The sequence below is a fragment of the Microbacterium umsixpiens genome (assembly GCF_053543675.1).
In genome coordinates, this window is record NZ_JBLVOH010000120.1 from 22,191 (window position 1) to 28,415 (window position 6,225).

6 protein-coding genes are annotated in these 6,225 nt (G+C 68.8%); 1 reads left to right on the forward strand and 5 read right to left on the reverse strand.

The window, feature by feature from the left end; translation table 11 throughout:
• The 5 genes from ACNPM4_RS12085 to ACNPM4_RS12105 form a co-directional block, all read right to left on the reverse strand.
• Window positions 1-630: DUF917 domain-containing protein (locus tag ACNPM4_RS12085; protein ID WP_448985849.1), on the reverse strand; the 630-nt coding region annotated here is incomplete at its 3' end.
• A 1-nt stretch (window position 631) separates the two neighbouring features.
• A complete protein-coding gene (locus ACNPM4_RS12090) occupies window positions 632-2,179 on the reverse strand; it encodes a hydantoinase/oxoprolinase N-terminal domain-containing protein (RefSeq protein ID WP_029263811.1) in 1,548 nt (515 codons plus the stop codon).
• A 40-nt stretch (window positions 2,180-2,219) separates the two neighbouring features.
• The gene (locus tag ACNPM4_RS12095) at window positions 2,220-3,557 is read right to left on the reverse strand and encodes a purine-cytosine permease family protein (protein WP_262002285.1); all 1,338 of its coding nucleotides are present in this window, start codon (window positions 3,555-3,557) and stop codon (window positions 2,220-2,222) included.
• 243 nt (window positions 3,558-3,800) lie between these two features.
• Window positions 3,801-5,204: a threonine synthase gene (thrC, locus tag ACNPM4_RS12100; RefSeq protein ID WP_448985850.1), complete on the reverse strand. Its 1,404-nt coding sequence runs from the start codon at window positions 5,202-5,204 to the stop codon at window positions 3,801-3,803.
• 89 nt (window positions 5,205-5,293) lie between these two features.
• Window positions 5,294-5,611, reverse strand: a complete 318-nt coding sequence (locus ACNPM4_RS12105; protein ID WP_448985851.1) for a methylated-DNA--[protein]-cysteine S-methyltransferase — start codon at window positions 5,609-5,611, stop codon at window positions 5,294-5,296.
• Window positions 5,612-5,642: 31 nt separating this feature from the next.
• Here ACNPM4_RS12105 and ACNPM4_RS12110 point away from each other — a divergent pair.
• The coding region (locus tag ACNPM4_RS12110; protein WP_448985852.1) for a hypothetical protein at window positions 5,643-6,225 on the forward strand (583 nt) is incomplete at its 3' end.

Here is a 6,225-nt window from a genome sequence, read left to right on the forward strand (position 1 = left end):
GATGCAGCGGGACAGCGAGCCCGCGACGAGGGATTCGCGCGCGGCGGTCCCGGACATGGAGAAGCCGGAGATCATCACCGAGCAGCCCATCTCGACGCAGGCCACGCGGGCGATGCGCTCGGTCCACGAGTTGTCGACCGTCTGCAGCACGCCGGTGTTGCCCTTCTCGTCGCTGAACGCGAGGGGCGACGCGGTCACGCCGTACAGGGTCGGGAGCACCATCTGCAGTTCGGGGAACGCGCGCCCCATGCCGTCGGCGTCGACCAGCGGAAGCCCGAGGGCGGCAGCCGCGGCGATCGGGATGGTCGAGTTCACGCCCCCCACCTCCGCACACGCGATGTGCGTGATCGGGCGGCCGAGGTGGACGCTGAGCGCCTTGACGGGCTCCACGACCTCGGCCAGGCTCGGGAGCTTCTCGACCATGACGGTCGGCGCGCCCATCATCGCGACGAACAGCACCAGCGCGTCGTCGGGCACCTCGTCGAGACCGACGACGGTGACGTCGCCGGAAGTCAGCGCCTGACGGGCGAGGAGCGCGCCGATGTAGGGGTCTCCTCCCCCACCGGTGCCGAGAACGGCGGCGCCGCGGGCGAGTCCGTCGATGTGTGCGGGAGTGATGGTCCAGCTCATGTCACGCCCCCATGTCGAGGTCGCCGACGGCTTTCACGCGGATGCGCGTCGCGTTGCCCGGGAGGTACGGGATGGGCACCTCGTCGAAGTCGATGATCGACACGGTCGAGGGTTTGGCTCCGGCGGCGATGGCCTTGTCGACGGCCTCGGCCCGCACCTCGGCGAGCGTCTCCTCGCGGCGACCGGGCTCGATCGCGTAGACCTTGTCGATCTCGCCGCCGACCTGTGCGATCGAGGCGCCGATGGCGTTCGCGACCGCGTAGTTCTCCGGCCGGTGCACCGTGCCGAACAGCGGAAGCTCGTCGGGGAGCAGGATGGATCCGCCGCCGACCGCGACCACCGCGATGGGCTCGGGCGAGGTGCGCATGCGGTCGACGGCCTCGGACACGCGCTCGGCGATGCGCGCGAGCACCCGCTCGACGAACGCCGGGTCGAGGTGCGCGACCTTGCTCGCATCCCCGACCTGCGCCCGACCGGCCGCGACGGCGATGTCGGTGGCGGTCAGAGTCGATCCGCCGAAGACCAGTGCCTCCGTGGTCAGCTTGTAACCGACGGAAGCCGGGCCGACCTCGGCCGTCTCCTCGTCGACGATGCTGCCGCCGCCGATGCCGAGCGAGAGCACATCGGGCATCCGGAAGTTGGTGCGGATGCCGGCGACCTTGACCTCGTTCGCCGTCTCGCGTGGGAAGCCGTTGATCAGCAACCCGATGTCGGCGGTGGTGCCGCCCACGTCGATCACGGCGCAGTCGTCGAGGCCGCTGGTGGCCGCTGCCCCGCGCATCGAGTTGGTCGGGCCGGACGCGAAGGTCGCGACCGGGTAGCGGCGCACGTACTCCTCGTCCATCAGCGTGCCGTCGTTCTGGCTGAGGAAGATCGGCGCCTCGATGCCCTGGGCGCGAACGGCCGAGGTGAGCCCGTCGACGATCTCGGAGGCGAGCTCGCGCAGCGCGGCGTTGATGATCGTCGCGTTCTCGCGCTCCAGGAGCCCGATGCGTCCGATCTCGTGCGACAGCGAGATGGCGGCATCCGCCCCCAGCACCTCCGCGACGATCTCGGCCGCCCGCACCTCGAGGTCGTGGTTCACGGGGCTGAACACCGAGGAGATGGCGACCGAGCGGATGCCGTGCGCCTTCATGTCCTCGGCGTGCGCCCGGATCTCGTCGGGGTCGAGCGGTGAGATCGGTCGGCCGTCGAACTCGTAGCCGCCGTGCGCGAGGTAGCTGCGGGCCTGGGTCGCTTCGACCAGCACCTCGGGCCAATCGATCAGGGGCGGCAGCGCACGGGTGGCGGGCAGCCCGAGCCGGAGGGCCGCGACCGGTGCGAGACGGCTCGCCTGCACGAGCGCGTTGATGAAGTGCGTCGTGCCGATCATGACGGCATCGATGTCGGCGCCCTCGAACGAGTGTCCGGCCCGCAGGTCCTCGATCGCCTGGATGATGCCGCTGGTGACGTCGGGGGTGGTCGAGTGCTTCACCCCCGCCAGGGTGCGGGTGCCGTCCATGAGGACTGCGTCGGTGTTGGTGCCGCCGACGTCGATGCCGATGTGCATGATGCTCGCTTTCCTGTGAGGGGTGTCTATCTGTAGCGGCTCAGGCCGCTGCTGTCTGTTCGACCGGTGCGGCCTGCCGTGTGGTGGCCACGCCGACGCCGCGCACCCAGCCGAGCTTGCCCGCGACGATGTAGAGGGCCATCGAGAGGAAAAGGCTGAGAAGCGACGGGATGCCCCACGTCACGAAGTAGCCGACCAGCGCGGAGACCAGCCAGACGACGATCGTCGCGGGGACGATGCGCGGGGCGGTCGCCGGGAGGGTGCCTTCGTCGCGCGTCGCGTCGAGGTCGGGACGCCAGCGACGCACGATGTAGTACTCGGCGACCATGATGCCGGCGATCGGGGGGAACGCGACGCTCAGCACGATCAGGAACTCGGTGAACTGTCCGAGGATGCCGACCGCGGCGAGCACGGATCCGACGACGCCCAGCACGATGGTCGTGGTGACGCGGTGCAGGTTCTTCCCGAACGCGGTCGAGATGAAGTTCACCAGGCCCAGTGTGGAGGAGTACAGGTTCCAGTCGTTGATCTTCAGGGTGCCGGTGAGCACGATGAACAGGCCGATGAACCCGACCGACGAGGTGACGATCGCGACGATGTCCCCCGTGGCCGCGGCGTGCGCCAGCAGCACGCCGGCGAGGCCGATCACGAACTCGCCGAGGGAGACGCCGACCACGGTCTGCTTGATGACGTCGGCGCGCGAGCGGTTGAAGCGGGTCATGTCGCCCGTGATGATCGCGCCGACGATGAGGCCACCCGCGACGATGCCGGTTCCGGCCCACACGCTCATCGTGGGTCCGGGCGCGGGGCCCGTGAGCAGTTCGCCGATGTCGTGACGGCTCAGCTCGGAGATGACCGACCAGCCGACGAGGATGAGGAACAGCGGCACGGTGATGTTCGCGAGCCACTGCATCCCGACGAAGCCGAAGGCCACGATCGCGGTGACCGCGAGGCCGAAGATGAGGCTCCAGGCCCAGACCGGCAGAGCGCCGGGCATGAGGGCATCGAGCGACTGCGCCGAGATCGCGGACTGGATGCCGAACCAGCCGATCAGGCTGATGCCGATCGCGAGCCCGACCAGGGAGGCGCCGATCTCGCCGAAGCCGGTCCAGCGTGCGAGGAGGGCGGTGTTGAGGCCCTCGCGCTGGCCGATGAAGCCGACCACGCACATGATCACCTCGAGGATGAGCGAGCCGAAGAGGAAGGCGAGGACAGCCTCGCCGAAAGTCATGCTGTAGCCGAGGGTCGCGCCGAGGAGGAACTGCGAGAGGGCCGAGACCTGTCCGAATCGCTGCACGGCGATGCCGAACCAGGGTTTGCGGGCCTCGGGAGTCACCCGGGAGAGCGCGAAGTCGTCTGCGTGCGCCGTGCGTGCCATGAGGATCCTTCGGGAGGAGGAGGGGAACGGGTTGTGCGCCACAGTAGCCACGCTCGCACACCGCACGACATGTGCATATCGCACGAGAATCGAACCCGGATGTGCGCATCGCACGTACCGGCTCGGCGTCACGCCCGCGACAGCTCGCGTGGATACCTCCGGAAACAGCGAAACCCCCTCCTGCCGACAGCGGCACGAGGGGGTCTCGACGTGAAGTGGGGGTCTCGACGACCGCCGCGAAGGTCAGTGCAGCGCGTTCGTCTCGATGAAGGCGCGGAGCGCGTGCTCGTCGTCACCCATCTCGGTCACGTGCTGGGGAGCGTCGAGCATCTCCTGGAGCTCGGGGGCGTAGCCGAGCTCGACACCGATGGCCTCGTGGATCGTCTCGGCGAACTTCTCGGGCTTGGCCGTCTCGAGCACGAGCATCGGAACACCCGGCTCGACATACTCGCGCGCGACCTTGACGCCGTCGGCCGTGTGCGGGTCGATGACCTCACCCGTCGTCTCGTACACCGAGCGGATCGTCGCCAGCCGGTCAGCGTGCGTCGAGGTGCCGCTGACGATGCCGAACTCCTCGAGGAAGCGCTCCTGATCGGCCGAGAAGTCGAAGTACCCCTGGGCCTCGAGGTCGTCCCAGGCCCCCACGACGCGGGCGGGGTCACGGCCGACGAGCTCGAAGATGAACCGCTCGAGGTTCGACGCCTTGGAGATGTCCATCGAGGGGCTCGAGGTCGCGAGCGTCTGGGCGGCGCTGCGCGGGCGGTAGATGCCGGAGCGGAAGAACTCGTCGAGGACGTTGTTCTCGTTCGCGGCGAGTACCAGGCGACGGATCGGGAGCCCCATCTGCTTGGCGAAGAAGCCGGAGAGGATGTTGCCGAAGTTTCCGGAGGGCACCGTGAAGGACAGCTCGGTCCAGCCGCCGGCATCCGTCGCCCGCAGCCACGCCCAGAAGTAGTAGACGGTCTGCGCCGTGATGCGCGCGAGGTTGATCGAGTTCACCGCGCCCAGGTGCTGCGCGCGCTTGAAGTCGAGGTCGCCGGCGAGCTTCTTCACGAGGTTCTGGCAGTCGTCGAAGACGCCCTCGACCGCGATGTTGTGCACGTTCGCGTCGTCGAGAGAGAACATCTGCGCCCGCTGGAACGCACTCATGCGGCCCTGCGGCGACAGCATGAACACCGCGACGCGCTCCTTGCCGCGGAGGGCGTGCTCGGCCGCAGAACCGGTGTCGCCCGAGGTCGCGCCGAGGATGTTGAGCACGGCGTCGTTGCGCTCCAGCGTGTACTCGAGCACCTGTCCGAGGAACTGCATCGCCATGTCCTTGAACGCGAGCGTCGGCCCCTCGGAGAGCCCGACGAGCGTCAGCTCGTCATCGATGGCCCGCAGCGGCACGACGCCGTCGGGGAAGCCGGCGTATGCCGCATCGGTCATCCGCGCGAGATCCGCGCGCGGGATGTCGGTCGCGAACAGCCCGAGCACCTCGGTCGCCAGCTGCGGGTACGTCAGCGCACGCCAGCGCTCGAGCGTTTCGCCGTCGACGGTCGGCATGGCCTCGGGCACCGCCAGTCCGCCGTCGGGCGCGAGGCCCTCCAACAGCGTCTCGCTGAACGACTGCGGCTGCATGCCGCCGCGGGTGGAGATGAACTGCACGTTGGCTCCTCGGCTCGGGACTCGGCACGTCCATTCTCGCAGGGTGTTCGTCGGTGAGATGACGGGATGACGGATGCCGCAGCGCCGGCTCAGAACAGCGAGGTCGGCAGAGCTCCCTCATGCTCCAACAGCCAGCGCTTGGTCTCGAGGCCCTGGCCCGCATCGCCGCCGGAGTATCCGCCGAGGCCGTCGCCGGCCACCACCCGATGACAGGGCACGATCAGGGGGACGGGGTTCGCACCCATGATCGAACCGATCCCCCGGGCGGGGACGTCGGTGCCGCTGCGCGCGGCGAGCCCGCCGTAGGTGATCGTCTCTCCGTGCCCGACCGTCTCGTGGAGGGCGATCGCCGCACCACCGAGCGCAGCGATCGCCGTGAACATCTGCCCCCACGGGAATTCATCCATCTGAGGCTGCGACCTCGGCTCCCTGTCGAAGATGTTCCTCGGCCAGCCGATCGTCGAGGAAGAGAAGCGGATGCGTATGCATCTGCCGCTCGCCGCCGACCTCTGCACTCTGTCCGCTGATCTGCTGTTCGGCGAGGCCCCGCAGATCCTGTTCCGCAAGCCCGACGACGTCCCCCTACAGGAGGGCGACACGCGGGCGTCGCGGAAGCGGTGGGCACACCCGGCGCAGACCCGCCTCGACGACATCACGGGTGCCGACGAAACGCACGCCGAACTCCTTCTTGCTGGCGAGTACTCGGCCGCCCTCGGTGGCTCGTACCTCGCTGTTGCCTGGGATGCCGATGTGCACGACCATGTCTTCCCGAAAGCGTACGCCGCGGATACCGCGATCCCCACGTTCCGTCACGGGCGACTCGCCGGCGTGACGCTCTGGTCCGAGTACCACGACGGCAACGAGGTCTATCGCCTCATCGAGGAGCACAAGCCAGGGACGATTGAGTACACCCTGTACCGCGGCACGGACCGCGCCCTCGGTGTGCCGGTGCAGATCGACACGCGCGAGGAGACGGCGCATTACGCCCGGATGCGCACTGCTTCAGACCTCAACGTCCGGG

Excerpts from the sequence above, each read along its gene's own strand:
- ACNPM4_RS12090 (WP_029263811.1), bottom strand. The coding sequence starts at position 2,179 with ATGCACATCGGCATCGACGTCGGCGGCACCAACACCGACGCAGTCCTC.
- ACNPM4_RS12095 (WP_262002285.1), bottom strand. The coding sequence starts at position 3,557 with ATGGCACGCACGGCGCACGCAGACGACTTCGCGCTCTCCCGGGTGACT.
- ACNPM4_RS12105 (WP_448985851.1), bottom strand. The coding sequence starts at position 5,611 with ATGGATGAATTCCCGTGGGGGCAGATGTTCACGGCGATCGCTGCGCTC.